At 41.5% G+C, this 18,796-nt stretch carries 17 protein-coding genes; 6 read left to right on the plus strand and 11 right to left on the minus strand.

Annotation, left to right across the window (positions count from 1 at the left end):
- Positions 1–43 precede the first annotated feature (43 nt).
- From BHV72_RS18855 to trxA, 4 genes are all read right to left on the minus strand, one after another.
- Positions 44–661 carry an RNA polymerase sigma factor gene (locus BHV72_RS18855; RefSeq protein WP_005677779.1) on the minus strand — a complete coding sequence of 206 codons (618 nt, stop codon included), beginning with the start codon at positions 659–661 and terminating at the stop codon, positions 44–46.
- A 12-nt stretch (positions 662–673) separates the two neighbouring features.
- Positions 674–2,224: an arylsulfatase gene (locus BHV72_RS18860; RefSeq protein WP_122264103.1), complete on the minus strand. Its 1,551-nt coding sequence runs from the start codon at positions 2,222–2,224 to the stop codon at positions 674–676.
- A gap of 196 nt (positions 2,225–2,420) precedes the next feature.
- Entirely contained in the window at positions 2,421–2,888 is a 468-nt protein-coding gene (locus tag BHV72_RS18865) for a thioredoxin family protein (protein ID WP_005677781.1), read from the minus strand.
- Positions 2,889–2,903: 15 nt separating this feature from the next.
- Positions 2,904–3,203 carry a thioredoxin gene (gene trxA, locus BHV72_RS18870; protein ID WP_005677782.1) on the minus strand — a complete coding sequence of 100 codons (300 nt, stop codon included), beginning with the start codon at positions 3,201–3,203 and terminating at the stop codon, positions 2,904–2,906.
- A gap of 199 nt (positions 3,204–3,402) precedes the next feature.
- On the opposite strand from trxA, the gene BHV72_RS18875 reads away from it, so the two are divergent.
- Positions 3,403–4,530, plus strand: coding sequence for a glycosyltransferase family protein (locus BHV72_RS18875; protein WP_122264104.1), 1,128 nt, complete (start codon positions 3,403–3,405; stop codon positions 4,528–4,530).
- Entirely contained in the window at positions 4,527–4,709 is a 183-nt protein-coding gene (locus BHV72_RS18880; protein ID WP_005677784.1) for a type II toxin-antitoxin system HicB family antitoxin, read from the plus strand. The genes BHV72_RS18875 and BHV72_RS18880 overlap by 4 nt, the downstream gene beginning before the upstream one ends.
- A 74-nt stretch (positions 4,710–4,783) precedes the next feature.
- Here the strand turns inward: BHV72_RS18880 and BHV72_RS18885 are convergent, their stop codons facing one another.
- Genes BHV72_RS18885 through BHV72_RS18895 form a run of 3 tightly spaced genes read right to left on the minus strand, consistent with a single transcriptional unit; the run spans position 4,784 to position 10,382 of the window.
- The gene (locus tag BHV72_RS18885) at positions 4,784–6,946 is read right to left on the minus strand and encodes a S46 family peptidase (RefSeq protein ID WP_122264105.1); all 2,163 of its coding nucleotides are present in this window, start codon (positions 6,944–6,946) and stop codon (positions 4,784–4,786) included.
- The gene (locus BHV72_RS18890) at positions 6,947–9,106 is read right to left on the minus strand and encodes a S46 family peptidase (protein ID WP_182316911.1); all 2,160 of its coding nucleotides are present in this window, start codon (positions 9,104–9,106) and stop codon (positions 6,947–6,949) included.
- Between the two features lie 31 nt (positions 9,107–9,137).
- The gene (locus BHV72_RS18895; protein ID WP_005680548.1) at positions 9,138–10,382 is read right to left on the minus strand and encodes an anaerobic sulfatase-maturation protein; all 1,245 of its coding nucleotides are present in this window, start codon (positions 10,380–10,382) and stop codon (positions 9,138–9,140) included.
- Positions 10,383–10,545: 163 nt separating this feature from the next.
- Here BHV72_RS18895 and BHV72_RS18900 point away from each other — a divergent pair, with 163 nt between their 5' ends.
- Entirely contained in the window at positions 10,546–11,274 is a 729-nt protein-coding gene (locus BHV72_RS18900; protein ID WP_032838034.1) for a DUF4369 domain-containing protein, read from the plus strand.
- A 44-nt stretch (positions 11,275–11,318) separates the two neighbouring features.
- A complete protein-coding gene (locus BHV72_RS18905) occupies positions 11,319–11,444 on the plus strand; it encodes a hypothetical protein (protein ID WP_255386154.1) in 126 nt (41 codons plus the stop codon).
- Between the two features lie 64 nt (positions 11,445–11,508).
- Here BHV72_RS18905 and BHV72_RS18910 read toward each other — a convergent pair whose 3' ends face one another.
- Positions 11,509–12,267 (minus strand): lysophospholipid acyltransferase family protein, encoded by a 759-nt coding sequence (locus tag BHV72_RS18910; RefSeq protein WP_122264106.1) that lies wholly within the window; start codon positions 12,265–12,267, stop codon positions 11,509–11,511.
- Between the two features lie 121 nt (positions 12,268–12,388).
- Between BHV72_RS18910 and BHV72_RS18915 the strand changes: the two genes are divergently transcribed.
- Together BHV72_RS18915 and BHV72_RS18920 are read left to right on the plus strand one after the other, a co-directional pair.
- Positions 12,389–13,639 carry an exonuclease SbcCD subunit D gene (locus BHV72_RS18915; protein WP_122264107.1) on the plus strand — a complete coding sequence of 417 codons (1,251 nt, stop codon included), beginning with the start codon at positions 12,389–12,391 and terminating at the stop codon, positions 13,637–13,639.
- Positions 13,636–16,500 carry an AAA family ATPase gene (locus BHV72_RS18920; RefSeq protein WP_122264108.1) on the plus strand — a complete coding sequence of 955 codons (2,865 nt, stop codon included), beginning with the start codon at positions 13,636–13,638 and terminating at the stop codon, positions 16,498–16,500. The genes BHV72_RS18915 and BHV72_RS18920 overlap by 4 nt, the downstream gene beginning before the upstream one ends.
- On the opposite strand, the gene BHV72_RS18925 is transcribed toward BHV72_RS18920, so the two are convergent.
- Genes BHV72_RS18925 through BHV72_RS18935 form a run of 3 tightly spaced genes read right to left on the minus strand, consistent with a single transcriptional unit; the run spans position 16,484 to position 18,769 of the window.
- Positions 16,484–17,650 (minus strand): metallophosphoesterase, encoded by a 1,167-nt coding sequence (locus BHV72_RS18925; RefSeq protein WP_005680554.1) that lies wholly within the window; start codon positions 17,648–17,650, stop codon positions 16,484–16,486. The genes BHV72_RS18920 and BHV72_RS18925 overlap by 17 nt on opposite strands.
- A gap of 25 nt (positions 17,651–17,675) precedes the next feature.
- Positions 17,676–18,251, minus strand: a complete 576-nt coding sequence (locus BHV72_RS18930; RefSeq protein ID WP_005677795.1) for a hypothetical protein — start codon at positions 18,249–18,251, stop codon at positions 17,676–17,678.
- A gap of 5 nt (positions 18,252–18,256) precedes the next feature.
- Positions 18,257–18,769, minus strand: a complete 513-nt coding sequence (locus BHV72_RS18935) for an RNA polymerase sigma factor (RefSeq protein ID WP_005677796.1) — start codon at positions 18,767–18,769, stop codon at positions 18,257–18,259.
- Positions 18,770–18,796 lie beyond the last annotated feature (27 nt).

The following is an 18,796-nucleotide window of genomic DNA, read 5'->3' on the forward strand; positions in this document are numbered from 1 at the left end:
ACAACTCAAAAAATGGAATCTACTCACTGAACTTATATTTTTTTTAAAGAAAATGCATTTTTTGTGTTTCTCTGAAGAAAGTGGTCAAGATACTTATCCATGCGATGCATTCAGGTGTTCCGAAAGTATCTCTTACTTTTTGTAGTGAGCGTTGAAGTAAATTGTAGGCTGATTGATAATTAATGTCCATAATCTGACATATTTCATCATATTCCATTTCTTCTATAAAACGATAATATATGATTTCTCGTTGTCTGGGAGTTAGCACATGGAGTATTTTTTTGATTTCATTAATTTGTTCGCGACGTTCTTCTTCATTGATAAAATCATTCTCTGTTATATATTGTTCTTCCATAGAGTAGAAGTTGAAGGCATAGGATTCTTCTGAACGCTCTTTACTGAAAACATTATAGATACTGTTTTTAAGAGAAATCATCAGATAGATTTTTACATTTTGGGGTATACTTAATTTATTTTTATTCTTGTATATTCTTATAAATACATCTTGTATACAGTCTTTTATCACTTCTGTGTCAGGAGTGATTTGTAATCCATATTGATACAGTAATTGAATATGGTGTGTATAAAGCCAACTATAAGCTTCATCATTGCCTTCGAGAAAAAGTTTCCATTTAATATAACTTTCGTCTTGAATTTGCATAGATGTTAATTTTTAAATTCCGGTATCTACCGGACTTTTATCAGGAAATAACGGGCTATAAAGAATTGTCTGTTTTAATACCTGTAACTTACCGTCTTTCACAAACTTTTCACCACGTTCGGAAAGATGATCAATCATAGCTTGACGAAGCTCATTTAATTGCTGTTTGTATTTTTTATCTGTTACTACATTCTTTAGTTCATGAGGGTCTTTCGAGAGATCAAACAACTCTTCTGTCCCGGTGTGAAAACGCCAGATATATTTTATTTTTCCGTCGGTTAATGCACACCAATAATTGTCAGGACTATAGCAAGTCGCATGTTCTAAATCTATGTATTTCCTCCATTGATCGGTTTTACCTTCCATTAACCGGAGTAAAGATTGACCGTCCATATCTTGCGGGATAGAACTTCCGGCTATTTCAAGGAAAGTTGGTAATAAATCACGCAATTCTACCGGTTGGGTAATTTTGTTTCCTTTAGTAAAGTGATAGCTAGCCGGCCATTTAACGATATAAGGAACATGTACCGAACCTTGGTAAGGATACGTTTTACGCCAATGATAATGGTCTCCTAACATATCACCGTGATCAGAAATGTAGCAGATAAGTGCATCGTCATATATACCTTTTTCTTTCAAAGTTTTAATTACTTTACCTATCTCTTCGTCAATAAATGTCACATTAGCATAATAGTGCCTTCGTGAGTCTTTTGCATATTCGTCACCGAAATTACCATAAGGAGCATCTTTTTTCACTTTTTGAGGATCCTTTAGTTTGGCATACGGCTTATCTTTACACCATTCTCCTATCCAAGGTGCAGGTATATCCCGGTTCGCGTATTCGTCCAATAAACGTTGGGGAGGATCATAAGGACTATGTGGACGGGCAAAGGATATTTTCAAGAACAATGGTTGGTTATTGATACCTTCGTAATTGCGAATCATTTCGCAAGCCATTTCTCCTGTCCATGCTGTGGGATGCAATCGTTCCGGAAGTTTATAAGTAGCTGCTCCATGGTCATTCCAACCGATATGAGTAGAATCCGGGTTTAAGCCGGGAGCTTGCATTTGGAACCATAATCGATAGTCACTGATAAAATCGGGACTTTCTACGCGTCCGCTTTCATCAACTAATGTTCCCCGGAATCCATGCAGAGCCTTTTGAGGATACCAGTGCATTTTACCAATGCCAAAGCTGTAGTAGTTTAAGTCTCCCAACATACGAGGCATCTCATAACGGTATTGGCTGGCTACCCTGCCGTATCCTAGCATACCATGATGCCAGGGAGAAAGTCCGGTCAATAATCCGGAACGTGCCGGTGTACTACTAGGGGTAGAAGAATAACCGTTTGTAAAGAGTGTACCGTCTTCTGCCAAAGCGTCCATATTCGGAGAAATGACAGAAGTATTTCCCATACAATTCATGGCATCTCCACGATGTTGGTCGGATACAATTAAAATGATATGAGGACGTGTTGAAGTTTGGGCAAAAAGAAGTTGCGGAAGGATATAAACTCCCGTAGTCGCAAGTAATGAGCTTTTTAATAAAAAGGATGTTTTCATATTCTAAAGGATATCGTGTTTCCCATTTGACAAAAGTACAATTTCTTTTTGAATAAAAGAAAAATAGCCGTATTTTTACACTTCTTAAGAATCTCTTGACTAGTTATAAAAAAGAGTGACGCTATCACATACGGATAACGTCACTCTTTGCTTCTTATGGCGTCATAATCCTGACCGGATATCGACACTCTTTTTTCTACTTCAATAAAAACTCATCAATTGCTTTCTTGTAAGTTGCTTTGTCTGCAGCTCCGCGGAAAAGCTGGGGATCTCCTTTCATGGGGATGAATACGAACAACGGAATACTTGTTGCATTGAACAGGGCAGCCAGTTCTTTCTGCTTATCTACATTTACTTTGTAGATTACAATTTTCCCGGCATATTCTTTTGCCAATTCTTTCATAATAGGAGCTGTTTGGCGGCAAGGTCCACACCAGTCGGCATATAAATCGATAATGGCAGGCTTGTCGCCTTTGTATTTCCACTCTTTTGACTTTTCATAATCGAAGACGTCTTTCAGAAACATTTCTTTATTCATTACGACGACTTCTCCGTTGTTACCTGTTACTTCTTTTTTACCTTGTTTGGCTTCAGCTCTGTCATTGAACGCGTATACGATTACGCTTACCATGACGAGTGCTACCATGACTAATACTTTCTTCATTCGTTATTTATCTTTTTATGTATAATGCCGTTCTATTACCCCTTGTAATTCACTGCTATGAATTACACCGGAATGTCTCCATACCGCTTCTCCATTTTTGAACAGGATAAAGGTTGGTACAGCTTGTATACGATATTTTGTAGCCAAGTCTTCATGTTGGTCAACGTCTATCTTGACAATACGGGCCTTATCACCTACAACTAATTTGAGCTCTTCCAGAACGGGTTTCATAGCTTTACATGGTCCGCACCATTCTGCAAAGAAATCAACTAAAACGGGCATCGGTGATTGTATTAAATCTTCAAATTTCTCCATAATCTTTCCTTTCTTAAAATTAAATGACAGTCATTGAAGACTGCAAATATAGATTCTATTTTATTAATATAACGGGAAAATGCTGTTTTTGTTCATCGAATAGTAACCGGAGAGTCATTCTGTTGTAATCTGAAAACGGGAGTTTTGCATATCGAAAAGTAACGGGAGTTAAAGTTATGAACTAAATAATAATCGCTATATGAAATTCTTATTTATTGTTCAAGGTGAGGGGAGAGGACATCTGACACAGGCTATCACCCTCGAAGATATGTTGCAGCGTAATGGGCATGAGGTTGTAGAAGTATTAGTCGGTAAAAGTTCCTCACGCACATTACCAGGTTTTTTCAATCGGAGTATTCATGCACCGGTGAAGCGTTTTATCAGTCCGAATTTTCTGCCTACGACAGATAATAAGCGAGTGAATCTAAAGAAAAGTTTAGCTTATAATTTATTGAAACTACCGGAATATTTCCGTAGTATGTACTATATAAATCAACGGATTAAGGAGACAGGGGCGGAAGTCGTCATCAACTTCTACGAACTTCTGACCGGACTTACCTATGCGTTCTTCCGTCCCTCTGTTCCGTATATTTGTATGGGACATCAATATTTGTTTCTACATCGTGATTTTCAGTTTCCGGATAAGAGTCCGGTCCAGTTATGGATGTTGCGTTTCTTTACACGAATGACGGCTCTTAGATCATCAAAGAAGTTAGCTCTATCTTTCAGGGAAATGGAACGGGATGATGAACATCAGATTGTTGTGGTACCTCCTTTGATTCGCCGGGAAATAACGGCAATCCAGCCGGAAGAAGGAAATTATATTCATGGATATATGGTAAATGCCGGTTTTGCAGATACAGTGGAGAGTTTTCACACAATGCATCCGGAAGTTCCTTTAAGATTTTTCTGGGATAAGACGGAGACAGAGGAAGTAGTACGGGTGGACGAAACATTGAGTTATCATCAGATTGATGATGTGAAGTTTCTTAATGGAATGGCGAACTGCAGGGCTTATGCCAGTACGGCTGGTTTCGAGTCTATTTGTGAAGCGATGTATCTTGGCAAACCGGTATTAATGGTTCCGGCGCATATCGAACAGGATTGTAATGCTTATGATGCTATGATAGCAGGGGCAGGAATTATCGGTGATTCGTTTGAACTGGAGTCCTTGCTTCGTTTTGCGGGAAAATATATTCCAAATCGTGATTTCATTTATTGGGCACGCAGTTGCGAGCGTCGGATTATTCTTGAATTGGAAAAACTGGCTGCTTCACAATCAGAAATAACTTCAATACCAACATATACTAATTATTTACCAATATGAAACTGAATAAAACAGATTATGTACTTGAACGTGCATCAGACGGTGGCTATTATGCTTGGCTGACTGTAAATATGCAATGTAATGCTTATGGAGAGTCTCCTGATGAGGCTATTCGGAACCTGGAAGAATCAATGAATGAGATAATTGATGAAATGTATATGGTGGAAGACTTTGTCTAATGAATAATGTGAAATGAAAAACGGATAATGAAACAGAACCCGGTTTCATTATCCGTTTTCAATAAATGATTTTTCTATTGTTCACAGATAGTCAGTTCATCAATGATATGGGATGCTCCCGCAAATTTATCTATGATAAACAGAGTATAACGAATATCAACGCAGGCAGCGCGCTGTGATGAAGGTCGGAAAGCGATATCACCTGTCAGTCCTTCAAAGTTACGGTCAAAAGCAGTTCCTATCAACTGGCCTTTACTGTTGAAAACCGGACTACCGGAGTTACCTCCTGTGTTGTCGGTGTTTACAATAAAGCAGACCGGCATCTCACCGTTTTTGCCGTACTGTCCATAGTCTTTAGAGTTATACAACTCTTTCAACTTTTGCGGTACTACAAATTCCCAGTTACCCGGATCCTCTTTTTCCATAACTCCTTTGAGAGTGGTATGAGCATCATACACTACACCGTCTGCAGGTTCATAAGGAAGCACTTGTCCGTAAGTCAGTCGTAAGGTTGAGTTCGCGTCCGGATAAATAGGTATTCCCTTTTCTTGTCTCATATTCATCATGCCTTTTACCCATACTTTATGAGCGGCATCATAATTCTCATTGGCTTCTTTCATGGCAATGGCAGTTTTCAGAATGCCGTCGGTAATTGAATATTTGAATAGGATCATCCAGTCATATCCGATTTTATATAAACTAGGCTTTTTGATGAACTTCTCAAAATTCTTTTGATTACCGAAAATTGAGTTATCAAAGCACGCATCTACAAATGCATCTATGTTGCCTTTGAAGCGGGAGTCAATGATTTCGAATATATTGATTCTTTGTTCTGCCGGAATATAGTTAGCATAAGTTTTGAGCATTTCTTTAGCTACCATTCGTTCTACTTCCGGGAAAGGAACAGAAGCAAAATATTTTTCACCTTCCTGTTTCAAGTTTTGGGCAGCTTCTTTTATTTTCTCTTTATCTTTTGATTTTAGTGCGGTGGCCAGTGCTGTTGTAGAGGGGATGCGCATAAAGTCGAGCGCTGTGACAAGTGCTTCGTTGATAGCCTGTTGGTGATATAATGCGTCACGTCGGTGAGCTACAATAGAGCGAATCTCGTCAAAAGCTTTCTGATAAGAGTTATCTCCTTTTTCACGGCCGCGGGCCAATAGTTCTTCTTGCTGCGCACGTTTGGTATCCAATACTTTAAGACGCATCAGCCCTTCGTTCATGCCAATAGCATTCTTCCAATAGTTGGCTGATGATGCATATTTGCTGGCGTAATGAATACGCACAGCAGGATCTTTAAGCATTTGTTCCATAAGAACTTTCTGACGGGCACCACGTACGTGCTGACGCATAAAGTTAGTTGTCTGCATCCGTTCTTCTACTTCGTCGGAAATCATGTACCGCCAGTTACGTCCGGGAAATCCCATGACAAAAGTGAAATCACCTTCCTGTACTCCGGCAAGGCTAATGGTCAAGTGTTTCTTTACGTGCAAAGGAACATTGTCTTTGGAATACTCTGCCGGTTTTCCGTTCTTATCCGCATAGATACGGAAAAGGGAAAAGTCGCCGGTGTGACGCGGCCACATCCAGTTGTCAGTATCCGCTCCAAATTTTCCAATAGAAGAAGGAGGGGCACCTACCATGCGAATGTCGCTATACACGGTTTTTACAAACAGATAATATTTATTTCCTCCATAAAAGGCTTTGAGTTCCAACTTGGTAGCAGGAGTTATTTCAATGTTTTCTGCTTTTGCAAAACGTTCTGCTACTTTGTTGAGGTAAGTCGGAGACAGATAATTAGTTCCTTCCGGGTCTTTGTCTTTCTTTAGTTGTTCGTTGACGTAGTCGGTTACATCAAGAATACGGTCGATAAAAGTAACCTTGAGTCCTGGTGTAGGAAGTTCTGCGTCGCGGTTCATTGCCCAAAAACCTTCTGTCAGATAGTCATGCTCTACATTACTGTGTTGCTGGATAGCTCCATAACCGCAATGATGATTAGTCAGCACCAGCCCTTCGGAAGAGATTACTTCTCCCGTACATCCTCCTCCGAAGTGTACGACAGCGTCTTTCAGAGAAAGCCCGTTCGCATTGTATACTTCTTCAATGGGAATCTCAAGACCTAGTTCTCGCATGGCAATCTCATTCTGAGTTTTCAGATCAGGTAGCATCCACATACCTTCGTCGGCGTGGATGCTAAGAGTTGCCAGAGAAAAAATAGCAAATAGGATTTGTTTTCTCATTTATTCTACGATTGTCATTTCATTAATCAGGTGTCCGCAGTTTCCTAGTTTTTCAAGGATGAACAATACATAACGGATATCCAGGTTGATACAACGTTGCAGGTTATTGTCAAAGTTGATATCGCCACTCAATGATTCCCAGTTGCCGTCAAAGGCACAACCGATCAGTTCCCCATTCTCATTCAATACTGGGCTTCCGGAGTTACCTCCGGTAATATCGTTTGTAGATAGGAAGCAGACAGGCATATCACCGTTGGGTAATGCATAGCGACCATAATCTTTCTTCTCGATCAACTCTTTCAGTTTGGCGGGTACTACAAATTCGCGGTCTTCCGGATTTTCTTTTTCAAGAATACCTTTAGTTGTCGTATAGTAGTTGTAGTGTACTCCGTCTTTCGGATCGTAAGGTTTCACGTTACCGTATGTCAGACGAATGGTAAAGTTGGCATCCGGATAAGAAGGAACTGGCTGTTTCATTTCGCCAAGACCACGGATATAGGTCTTGTGAAGTAAAGTCAACTCTTTATCCATATCTTCTAATTGAGAAACAATTTTCTCAAATTGGTCATATTTAGACTGACAGTATTGCAAAGCCAAATCATTATCGATAGCCTTTACAGACGGTTTCTTGACAAACTTCTCAAAGTTCTCACGGTTAGAGAAAATAGAGTTGTCATACATATCATCGACAAACTTGTCATAGTTACCTTTATATTTCTGCTCAATGACTTTGTAGATAGACAGACGCTGGTCTGCCGGAATCATTTCTGCATAAAGGGGAAATAAAACTTTAGCTACTTTACGGTCTACCTCATGGTCATAGTCCTTATTGTGAATACTTTCATACGTATCTTTCAGCGCTTCGATACGTACTTTTATCAGAGAATCATTCTTCTCTATCAATGCTTCACGTGTCTTAGCCAGCATGACACTTCCAAATTCGATTGCTCCGAAGAACGTTTCTCTCAGACAGGTGAACTGATAGTTGAGAGGTGCTGTCTTAGCTACCAGATCATCTATTTTTTTCACTACCGTTGCATAATCAGCATTATTCTTTTCCTTTGCAAATTCTGCAAATTTAGCTTCTTGCGCAGCTTTCGTACCCAATACATCGTTGTCGATGATTGCCTTGTTCATTCCGATAGAATTTTTCCAGTAGTTACTGGAACCGGCATATTTGTTTGCATACTGGATGCGGATTTTATCACTTGCATTCATCACTTCCTTCAATACAGCCAGACGGGCACCGCGGATACGGATACGCGGGTCGTTTTCCGATTCCATGCGTTCTTTTACTTCCGATACGGTCAGATAACGGCTTGTACTTCCGGGGAATCCCATAATCATTGCATAATCTCCTTCTTTCAAACCTTTGAGCGAGATAGACAAATGTTTTTTTGTTTTCAAAGGAGTATTGTTTGCGCTGTATTCTGCCGGTTCTCCGTTAGCATCCGCATAAATACGGAACATGGAGAAATCACCGGTGTGACGGGGCCACATCCAGTTATCCGTTTCGCCACCGAACTTACCGATAGAGGAGGGGGGAGCGGCAACCATACGTACATCCGGATATATTTTCTTATAAAATAGATAGAATTTGTTTCCGGCATAAAATGGAAGTGCTTGTGGAACGATTCCTTTTTTATCTTTCAGATCGCTTTTATTGTAAAGCTCGTTGGCCAGTTTCTGAAGAAAAGCACTACTGAAAGATTCAGATTCGGTAATTTCTTTAGCGGCAATCTTTGCATTGACAATATCCGTGATATCTTCGATACGTTCGATAAATGTGAACTTCAATCCCGGAGTCGGAAGCTCCTTGTCTCTGGATGTAGCCCAGAAACCGTCTGTCAGGTAGTCATGTTCTACGCTACTGTGCTGCTGGATGGAAGCATAACCACAGTGATGATTTGTCAGAATTAAACCTTCAGGTGAGATAATTTCCCCCGTACATCCTCCTCCGAAGATACCGACTGCATCTTTCAAAGAGACGCCGTTCGGGTTATATAAGTCCTGGGCTTCCAGTTTCAATCCTTGTTTTTTCATCATATCTATGGAATGTTGCTGTTGCATTAATTGCAATAACCACATACCTTCATCCGCTTTAGCGGAGCACACGATGAGCGCTGTCAGCGCTAATAAATAAAGTCTTAGTCTGTTCATTTTTTAATGATAAAATTTGAATATATGATTGTTAGTCTTCAATTTCCAATTCTCCGTTTTTCAATGCTTCCATAATATTGGCGGGCGGACGTTGGTTCATCAGTTCGTTTTTCATGTAGTCCATGTAGGGAGCTACATGTTGGAAGAACTGATAGTATCCTTTACATAAGTAATTCAACCCGGGTTCGCCGTCGGCTGTCTGGCTGAAACGGTTCTTGGGACATTCTCCGTTGCAGGCAAAAAGGAAATCACATTCTTTACATTGGGTGGGTAGAGATTGATATTTCATGTTTCCGAACTTGTGTTGACGTTCGCTATGCATCATTTCTACAAGTGTCTGGCTGTATATGTTTCCCAGTTTATATTCAGGGAATACAAAGTGGTCGCAAGAATAAACATCCCCGTTGAATTCCATAACACCAGCGTGTCCGCAGGTCTTCGCCATTGTACAAATGCCAGGTTGTTCACCTACCCAGTTTGCTAAGGTGGAGTCGAATATCTGTATGTAGTATTTGCCTACATCTTCTTTCACCCATTCGTCGAAAAGGGTACAGAGAAATTTACCCCATTGTTCGGGGGTGATAGAGAAATCTGCCAGTTCACCTTTTTGGTTTTCTGCAAGAGAAGCGAGGTGGCGGCCGTCCTGATGTTCAAGGATACGTTCAACGATAGGTGCAAATTGGATATATTTGCAGTCTATCTCCTTGAAGAAATGATAAAAATCCAGTGGATAGTCAGCATTGAAGTCATTAATAACCGCCATTGCATTCCATTCTACACCATGTTTTTTCAGAAGATTAATCCCTTGCATCACTTTGACGAAGGAGGGCTTCCCCATTTTATTTTTACGATATTCATCGTGAAATTCTTGAGGTCCATCAATCGAAACGCCTACCAGCCAGTTATTTTCTCGGAAGAACTCGCACCATTCATCGGTCAGCATGGTTCCGTTGGTTTGGATGCAGTTATCGATCGTTCGTCCGCGGGCGTATTTCTTTTGCAGTTCCATAGCCTTTTTGTAGAAGGAGAGCGGGCGCATAAGTGTTTCTCCTCCGTGCCAGGTGAAAAGTACCTGTGGCATGGTCTGAGAGTTGATGTACTCGTCGATGAATTTTTCCAAAAGTTCATCGCTCATTACGTGTTTCGGGTTGTCTTTGTATAGATTCGCTTTTTCCAGATAGTAGCAATAATCGCATGCAAGGTTACATACGGCACCTACTGGCTTTACCATAACGTAAAGCGGTTTGGCAAAAGGAGCATAAGTTGATGTTTTCATAGCTGCAAAATTAGATAAACTAAATGAAAAAAAGCGCCTTATACCTATGTTTATAAGGATTATTAAAGAAAAGACTCTTACAAGTTTTAAATATTGATAAAATGTTTCTTTGAAGTCCGAATCAGTTGTACCTTTGTACCCGGAATTTAATGAATGGACGAACGTGAATAAAATTTTGCCTTTTTTACTTCTGCTTCCGTTTCTGGCTTCGTGTACTAGTAAGTATAGGATAGAAGGAACATCTTCAGTAAACAGTCTGGATGGAAAAATGCTGTATCTAAAGACCATGCGTGACGGGGAATGGGTGAAGCTGGACTCTGCTGAGGTAGTGCATGGACTGTTCTCTATGAAAGGAAAAGTAGACTCCGTACAAATGGTGACGCTTTATATGGATGATGAGAGTATCATGCCGATTGTATTGGAAAGCGGTAAGATTAAAGTTACCATTAGCAATACGGATTTAAAAGCAGCAGGAACTTCCTTGAATGCAGCACTGTATGACTTCATTGACAAAAGAAATGCATTGGAAGAAAGTATTGGGGAGCTGGAACAAAAGGAAACTCGTATGGTAATGGAAGGGAATGATTTGGAAGAAATTCATGCACAGCTGATGGTGGAAGGTGATTCGCTGATGACGGCAATGAACCAGTATGTGAAGACGTTCATTTCAGATAATTATGAGAATGTGTTGGGACCTAGCGTATTTATGATGCTTTGTAGTTCTTTGCCATATCCTATTATGACACCTCAGATTGATGATATCATCAAAGATGCTCCTTATTCTTTTAAGAGTAATAAACTTGTGAGAGAGTTTTTGTCTAAAGCAAAAGAAAATATGAAGTTGATAGAAGAACATCAACGGTTGGAGCAAAATACATCAACGAATAAATAAGTCAGGAGATTTTTTTGTATATTTGTGCAAAAGCTCCAGATAAAATGAAAACGACTGTTAGTGTATTCGCCGCTTTCTTTTTTATTTCTGTGTTATCGGTTTCTTGTCAGGGAGATCCGGGTGATTTTAATACGACTTTTTCTGAAATAGAAAAGTGGATGAATACGTAGCCCGCGATACAGCCTTGTATCATGGTAGAGTAATGCTAGAGTCTGCCCACATATAATACATATATTATCGGTCTTGGTCTTCGTTTTTCACCATTCCTTTATATTTCTCCGGAAGTGCACTCTCTACGGCAGTATAGGCTTCGGCCATAGTAGCTTTGATATTCTCCATTCCTTTTCCTTTGGGAGGAATAGGATCGTGAATTGTCAGGATCATGCGATGGCGGTGTATCCATTTTCCGGTACGTGGCAGGATTTCAAACGAACCGTCGATGGTGACAGGTACAACAGCTAGTTGTAAGTCATCCGCTAACTGAAAAGCTCCCTTCTTGAAATATCCCATGTGTCCTGTGAAAGTACGTGCTCCTTCGGGGAAAACAACCAGAGAAACACCGTCTTTCAACGAGGCTTTAGCCTGTTGAATGGTCTCCAACACTTTTTTCGGTCCCGAATGGTCTACGAAGATATGTCCCGCGCTTTCACAGGCTTTTCCTACAAACGGTAGTTTACGCAGACTTTTTTTCATCATCCACTTGAAGTTTCTTCCGATGAAACCGTAAATAAGGAATATATCGAATGAACCCTGATGATTAGGTACGAAAATATAGGATGTCTTGCCGTGTAACTTTTCACGTCCACGAATCTTTACAGGAATTAATAGAAAAAGACAAATTAATTGTGACCATATTTTTCCTGGATAATATCCCCAAAAGTGAGCTCCTCCCACGAGAGAACCTACGATAGTGACGATTGCCGTGAGGATAGTCAATACCAATAAAATAGGCAAAGCAATACAAATTTGATAAATATAATACAGTATCTTCATAGGGTTGGATTTTTATCCTGCAAATATACATGATTATTTGGTAAAAAAGAGAGGTGGATACGATATAATCTTTTTGATTGTACTATTTTTGTATCTTATTATATGAGATAGTTACAAAAATATGATACGTATATTACATACTGCCGACTGGCATTTGGGGCAAACTTTCTTCGGGTATGACCGTGCCGGTGAACATGAAGTCTTTTTGAACTGGCTGGCCGGAGAAATTCGTGAAAGGGAGATTGATGCACTGATTATAGCCGGAGACGTTTTTGATGTTTCCAATCCTTCTGCTGCGTCTCAAAGCCTGTATTATCATTTTATTTATCGAGTGACGGCGGAGAATCCCACTCTTCAGATTGTGATTGTTGCCGGCAATCATGACTCTGCGGCGCGGTTGGAAGCTCCTTTACCCTTGCTGCAAGCGATGCGGACGGAGGTTCGGGGGGTAGTACGCAAGTCGGACGATGGGGAAATTGATTACGATCATTTGACGGTTGAGTTAAAGAACCGTGACGGGGAGGTGGAATTGCTTTGTATGGCAGTTCCTTTTTTGCGGCAGGGAGATTATCCGACAGTCCCGACAGAAGGTAATCCGTATGCGGAGGGAGTCCGGGAGCTTTATACGCAGCTTTTGCAAAGGCTATGGAAGCGACGGAAAGAGAATCAATCTATACTTGCTATCGGCCATTTACAGGCTATCGGTTCGGAGATTGCGGAGAAAGATTATAGCGAACGTACAGTGATTGGTGGTTTGGAATGTGTGTCACCTGATGCATTTTCCGAACAAATTGCTTATACGGCTCTTGGTCATATTCATAAGGCGCAACGCATATCCGGCAGGGAGAATGTGAGATATGCCGGAAGTCCCATTCCGATGTCTTTTGCAGAGAAGCATTATCATCACGGGGTCGTGGAAGTGACTTTCGATGGAGGGTGTGCGGTAGATATAATGCGGGTGGAATGCCCGAGGTTAATACCTTTGATGAGCGTGCCGAATGGAGAACCTGCGTCTCCGGAAATTGTGTTGGAAATCTTGAAAGAGTTGCCGGTAACGGAAGGAGCAGCACCTTATCTGGAGGTAAAAGTGTTGTTGGACGAACCGGAGCCAATGCTCCGGCAGGAAGTTGAGGAAGCATTGGCTGATAAAAATTATCGGTTGGCGCGTATTGTCTCTACTTATCGTAATGAAACGGGAAATGCAGAGAAGGAAAATGAGAATTGGAAAAGAGGATTACAGGAAATGTCTCCGTTGCAGATCGCTCAATCTGCATTTGAAAAGATTTATCAGGTGGAAATGCCTGAGGAGTTGACGGACTTGTTTCAGGAAGCCTACCTGGCTGCTACACGTAAAGAGGAGGAAGAAGAATGAAGATATTAGCGATACGATTGAAAAATCTTACTTCGATAGAAGGAGCGGTAGAAGTTGATTTTGCAATGGAGCCGTTGAACTCGGCAGGAATATTTGCGATTTCAGGTGCTACGGGAGCTGGCAAATCTACTTTATTAGATGCATTGTGTCTGGCATTGTATGATAAAGCACCTCGTTTTGCAAATTCGGTAGAAAGTATAAATTTGGCGGATGTAGGAGATAATCAGATTAATCAGTCGGATGTAAGGAATCTGCTTCGTCGTGGTACGACCGACGGATATGCAGAGGTTGATTTCTTAGGAGTCGATGGTCATAGATACCGTTCTCGCTGGTCGGTGAGACGGACAAGAAATAAGGTGAGCGGTTCCTTGCAACCACAAACGATGGAAGTGAAAGAGCTGGATACAGGGAAAGAGTTTCAAGGAACCAAAAAGGAACTGCTGGCTCAACTGACAGAATTGGTGGGTTTGACGTATGAGCAGTTTACCCGGACTGTCTTATTGGCTCAAAATGATTTTTCTACATTCTTGAAATCGAAGGGAGCCGCAAAAGCCGAACTGCTTGAAAAATTGACGGGAACCGGTGTTTATTCCCGTATTTCTCAGGAAGTTTTTTTACGAAACAAGTTGGTACAGGAAGAAGTGACTACGATTCGAAATAGAATGAGTGTAATCGACCTCTTGCCGGAGGAAGAACTTCTTGCTTTACAGAAAGAAAAAGAATTGCTGATTGCGAAACGTGCAGTGGGGATTCAATTACTGGCGGAACAGAATGCCCGGTTGAACATTGTCCGTTCGTTAAAGATGCAGGAGGAACTTTGGAAAAAGAAGCAACAGGAAGAACAAGGCGAAGAGGCAAAGTTGAGACTCCTGCAGGAAACACTGGCTTCACAGGAAGAAGGGTTGGTACGTTTCAAAGCACAATGGGAAGCTATACAACCGGATTTGAAGAAAGCCCGTCAGTTGGATGTGCAGATACAGTCTCAACAGGAAGGCTATAATCAGTTGCGGCAGATATTGGAAACAGCTTGCGGGCAGGTGGCGGAGCAGGAAAAGAAGATGCGGATGGCAACGAAACAGTTGCAGGGGGCTTATCGTTCATTAAACCGTTTGTTGACGGATACGGAAACGGAGTCGTTGCCGCTTGAACAAGTAGAGGATATTCTACAGCAGGAAGAAGATAAACTGAAAGCCGCCATAAAAGCCAATGAGGAACGACTGGTCCGGCTAAATGCTTTTGATTATGTATCATTAGACGAAGAACAGAAGAAACTACAAAAAGAACTGGTTCGTCAACAGAATGTCCGGCAGTTGACTGAGTCGCAGGAGAAAGTGAAAACAGAAATAGTAAGACTGGAGAAAGAAACGGTTGATTGTTCGATGCAGTTAACAGAACAGGAAGCGACACGAAAAACGATTCAGCGTCTTTATGAAAATGCCCGTATGGCAGTGGGAAAAGACGTGAAAGCATTGCGTCAACAGTTACAGGAAGGAGAAGCTTGTCCGGTTTGCGGCAGTACGTCACATCCTTATCACCAGGAACAGGAAGTAGTGGATATTCTTTTCCGAAATATAGAGCAGGAGTATAATGCGGTGGTGATTGCCTGTCAGCAAACAAATAATCAGCATATAGCCCTGCAACGTGATCTGGCGCATCAAAAAACTGTTGCCGGACAGATCAAAGAACAGTTATCCATATGGCAGAAAGAAGAAATTCATGCAGGAAACGAAGAACAGATACAGAACCGTTTGCAGGAATTGGCAAAACGTATTCAGGAGTATAGTAGTCTCTATACGGAGTGGCAACAAAATGATGAGACGATAAAGAAGATACGTGTCCATTGTGAGGCTTTGCGTGAAAATGTTTCCCAATGTCGTTTGACTATGCAGCAAGTTTCGTCCGCTAAAGAACAGTTGGCACTATTACAAAACGCTGCTTCTGCCGAACAGCAACGCTTTGAAGTAGTAGAGAAAGCATTGGATACACTTCGTCAGGAACGGTCGCAATTATTAAAAGGAAAGAGTGCGGATGAAGCGGAAGCCGCTGTAGCCAAAAGGGAAAAAGAGCTGACTCATGCTTTAGACGGGGCTCGGTTGGGAGTAGAAACTTTGCACAACCGTCTTTTAGGCTTACAAGGGGAAATGAAACAGATTGCCGCAACTGTCGGGGAATTGCAGGAGCAACAGAAAAAGATTGAATCTCCCGAACAACTTCCCGAAATAATAAAGCAACAGCAGGAAGACAATCTAAATACGGAACGTAGCCTTTCTGCTATCGAAGTCCGCCTGTTGCAACAGGCAAAAAATAAAGTAACAGCCGAACTGATAGCTAAAGAGCTGGCCGAAAAGCAATTGATTGCCGAACGTTGGGCTAAACTGAACAAGTTGATCGGTAGTGCCGACGGAGCAAAGTTCAAAGTTATAGCACAAAGCTATACATTGAATTTATTGTTACTTCATGCCAACAAGCATTTGTCTTATCTATCCAAACGCTATAAATTGCAGCAAGTACCCGGCACTTTGGCGCTTCAGGTGATTGATTGTGATATGTGTGATGAAATACGGACTGTATATTCTCTTTCCGGAGGAGAGTCGTTTCTGATATCTTTGGCATTGGCACTGGGACTGTCCTCGCTGTCGAGCAACAACCTGAAAGTAGAATCTCTTTTTATTGACGAGGGATTCGGCTCTTTGGATGCCGATAGCTTGCGGACAGCTATGGAAGCGTTGGAACAATTACAGATGCAAGGAAGGAAAATAGGAGTAATTTCTCATGTACAGGAAATGAGTGAACGGATCTCCGTCCAGGTGCAGGTGCATAAGAAAGTCAATGGAAAGAGCGTGCTTACCGTCGTAGGGTAAGCACAGTGATTTCCGGCCAGGCGCCGAAACGGAAAGGTAATCCCACGTAGCCGATTCCTACATTGACGTAAAGCCCGCGAGTACCTTCCAAATACATCCCTCCCCATTCCGGATAAATATAAACGGAAGGGGAATAATTGCCCAGTTGCAACTGCATGGCGTGGGTATGTCCTGCCAACATTAAATCTATATCCGATTCCGGAAGTACTTCCCGTCTCCAATGTGTCGGGTTATGGCTTAAAAGTAGCTTGAACATTCCTTCAATTCCTGCTTTCGCTTTTGGAAGGTCGCCATGTTGCGAAAAGGGAGGTTCTCCTTGGTTTTCTACTCCGATAAGGGCGATGCTGTCATTGCCTTGAATCAGAAATGTATGTTCGTTGTTTAATAACTTCCAGCCCATAGCTGCCTGCCTTTGTTTAAGTTCGATCAGATTATTGTCCTGATCTTGTTTGCTTTTCCAATGAAAATAAGGTCCGTAATCATGGTTTCCAAGTATGGAATAAACTCCGTCTCCGGCTTTCAGGCCGGCTAGTATTTCCTGGAAATCATTCAGCTCGACAGCCCGGTGATTTACCAGATCTCCGGTGAAAACAATCAGGTCGGGTTGCTGGGCATTCACTAAATCCACTAACTTCCGAATAGCAGGAGTGTTTCCTTGCCAACTGCCGATATGAAGGTCGGATAACTGTACAATACGATAACCGTCGAAAGCCTGCGGGAGTCGGGGAGAGGTGTAAGTGACTTCTTTTACTTCAAACCGGGTTCGTCCGACAAAAGAGCCGTAGAGAATCATAACAATACTAAGTACGGCCAGTGTCAGTCCGGTGCATATAAACGGTGTGCGCGGCCAGCGAAGCCATTTATGAAAAGGGATTCCGAGTACGGTAAATAAGACCAGCAATAGTTTGGGAGCTGTAAACAGGAAAAAGATGATAGAGAACCACCCGATGTCCTGTGTATGGCGTTCCGCAAAAGCATTGTTGGCAAAGTAAACCAAGTAAAGAAGCCCTGCGGTTAGCAAGAAACTGGGTACCCAGTAAAGAACGCGTAACCACCATTTTGCGGTGAGACGAACAATGAATCTCAAGTAAAGATAGAGGTCCGGAAGTACCAGAAAAAGTAGGAGGAATATAAATAAGCGTTGCAACATATGTGTCTTTAGTTATAATGGATATTTACATTAATTCGTTTAATTCACTTAAATTCTTTTTGATTTCGTGGATACGGTTCAGGAATTTCTTGCGATAAATCCATAGAATAAGTATAAGACCTCCTCCCCACAACAGGATGAAGAACAGAATCATACCTATTCCGTATTGCCATATCTGCCAGTAGACGAAAGAAAGAATGGCAAGTATCAGGAGGAAAGCGGTGGCAATCAGCCGTTCTCTGATTGTCCAGTGATGAATGCGGTTGACACGGGCAATCACTTCCACAAGAGGCATTTCGTCTATTTGAGTCCGTTGAAGAAATCGCGTGGTGGCGATATCCCAGCAAAGAGCGGGAATCCATGCCAGAAGGATAATGATGTAGATCGGGTTTAATCTGTTGTGCAGTATCACTTCCGTCAAAAATAAGATTAATATCGGCAGGGAAATCAGGATTAGCCTGATGTTCAGGCGGGCAATGGCATGGATACCTTTGTCGGCGTGTCCTATCAGCCTTTCAAGTTCGTCTTCTTTGATGAGTTCTTTGTCCTTTAAGTGCTCATCGAGGGCGTTCCATGATTTTTTCAGTTCTTCCAGTTCCATATATCTTATTCCTCCTTTTTCATTCTTTTAAGTTTGTCTTTGATACGGCTTAGTTTGGTAGCTATGTTAGTCACCGTCAAGCCGGTAATTTCCGCTATTTCCTCGTAGCTTTTATCTTCGAGGTATAGCAGGATGATTGACTTGTCGAGTTGTCCCAGTTGGTTAATCATCTGGTATAGTTGCTTCAGCATTTCATTGATAGGGTCATGTGCTTCTATTGTCCGGTCAATGTCTTTGGTGAGGCTGATAATTTCCGGTACATTCTTCTCTTTACGATAAAAACTGATACAAGTGTTCAGGGCGATACGGTAAATCCATGTCGATATTTTACATTCTTTCCTGAATTTAGGATAAGCTTTCCAGAGGTTCAGTACTACATCCTGATAGAGGTCGTTGAGCGGAGCGTTGGGATGAGTATACAGATAGCATACTTTGTAGATTACCCGCTCATATTCGCGTATAACCGACAAGAACTCTTGCTCAATAGGGTTGTTTGCCTCTGTTGTTGGTTCTCTCATGGATTTTAGGATTGCTTTTCTGGTTAG

This window comes from Bacteroides sp. 43_46 (assembly GCF_001915455.1).
GTDB classification, from domain to species: Bacteria; Bacteroidota; Bacteroidia; order Bacteroidales; family Bacteroidaceae; genus Bacteroides; species Bacteroides caccae.